Origin of the sequence: Ornithinibacillus gellani (assembly GCF_003730295.1) — a bacterium.
Taxonomy (GTDB): Bacteria; Bacillota; Bacilli; order Bacillales; family Amphibacillaceae; genus Ornithinibacillus_A; species Ornithinibacillus_A gellani.
In genome coordinates this window covers 1-1,595 of record NZ_QTSZ01000042.1, presented here as the reverse complement: position 1 = coordinate 1,595, position 1,595 = coordinate 1, and the positions used below count along the sequence as shown (strand labels likewise).

Annotated in this window: 1 protein-coding gene; it reads right to left on the bottom strand. The window is 38.3% G+C overall.

Annotated elements, in window-relative coordinates; genetic code table 11:
- The coding region (locus DX933_RS13530) for an IS1634 family transposase (RefSeq protein ID WP_123316984.1) at window positions 1-1,450 on the bottom strand (1,450 nt) is incomplete at its 3' end.
- Window positions 1,451-1,595 lie beyond the last annotated feature (145 nt).

The following is a 1,595-nucleotide window of genomic DNA, read 5'->3' as shown; positions in this document are numbered from 1 at the left end:
AAACCGGACGTGTCCGCATTTCGCTTTTCAGAATTCGAAAAGTTTCCTCAATCTCCCAGCGGCGCTGATTGATTTTTACAATTTCCTCCGGGGTACTTTCTAAGTTTGTACATACACCATAGAATCCATCGAATTTGCCTTCTTCTTCAACGAGTGCCGAATTAATGGTGTATGTGCTCTTTCCAGCAATTTCCCCATCTTCTGTGACATGAGTGGACTGTATAAAACGATCTGGAGAGTTTGCTCGTTTTTTTTCAATCCGAGAAGGATTGTCCACCTTTTTCAATGCACGTTCAATCTGTTTTTCACGAATACCTGCTTGATAACGCTTATGTTTCGGTGAAAAGGTAACGACCAACTTCTGTTCTAATCCATTTTCATTGATCCAACGTTCTTTATAATACAGTTGTGTGTCGCTTTCAAGATTGAGGTCACGCAGATTGATAGTTTGTTTTCTTTTCTTGGTGGACGATTTCCGGGGTGGTTCCATCATTTTCCATCCAGAAGGATCTAAAGCCCATTCTTTCAAATGCTTTTTCAATTTTTTTATGGATTGTGTGGTGACAAAGGCCCGTTCATTCATAGAATTGTAAAGCCGATTCTCATGGGAAGAAAGCCCAGCATCTGTACAGACCACAAACTTGGAAAGTTGAAAATCTTTTAAGATTCTTTTCTCCAAAGGTTTTAATGTCGGTTGCTCATTTTGACTCCCTGGGTGGATTACAAATGCAAGTGGAAGCCCACTGCCGTCCATAAATAGTCCCATTTGTACGATTGGATTCGGGCGATTTTCTTTTGACACACCATATTGTTTTAAGCCATCGGCTTCTTCAATCTCAAAATAAAAATTTGTGCAATCATAGTATAGGAGTTCTGTCTTTCGTTCCACAATGGCTGCGCTGTTTTTGTATACGGTCTTTTCAATGGTATCGGATTCCTCAGCTAAAATATCTAATGCCCGGTATATGTGCTGTGTTTCTACCAAGTGTGACTCTAGTAGATCATCTGCCCTCTCTAGTGTTCCCTTTTTTGAAGTAGGATGAAGAATTCGCATGTACATGAGGAGGGCAAGAATCTTGTTTAAATCGTATGTAAACTGATGCCTGTCTGATATTTCCTTGCAAATTTTATCTAATTTCAATTGGTGATAAACGGATTTTAAGAAAAGATAACCGACATTAAAAGATCGTTTCTTTCCTTTTGGTATTGGCTTTGTAGGGTCATGCTTGATAATGATTGTTTCTGATTTCCGCTTATGTTCCTCTGTTAATTTTTTTGCATAAGCACGCGCCCATTCTTCCGGATCTACACCAGGATGTCTTTCGCGAATTTCTTGTTCATTCCCCAACGCCTCAATGACTTTCGTTGTTGATTTGCCATTAATATCCCTAACATTTTCAATAATGGAATAGGAGACGGAATTCTTGGATACGCTTTTTTTTACTCGCATGGATATCCCTCAAATCTTTCTAAGATACTTCTATAATAACATAGTACTAAATAGTACTCAATATTTTATTTTAAAATTTGACAAAAAAATAAAGCCATCACTGGCTCTAAGGGCAATTTATTATTAGTTAGGTGTCAAACTCCCG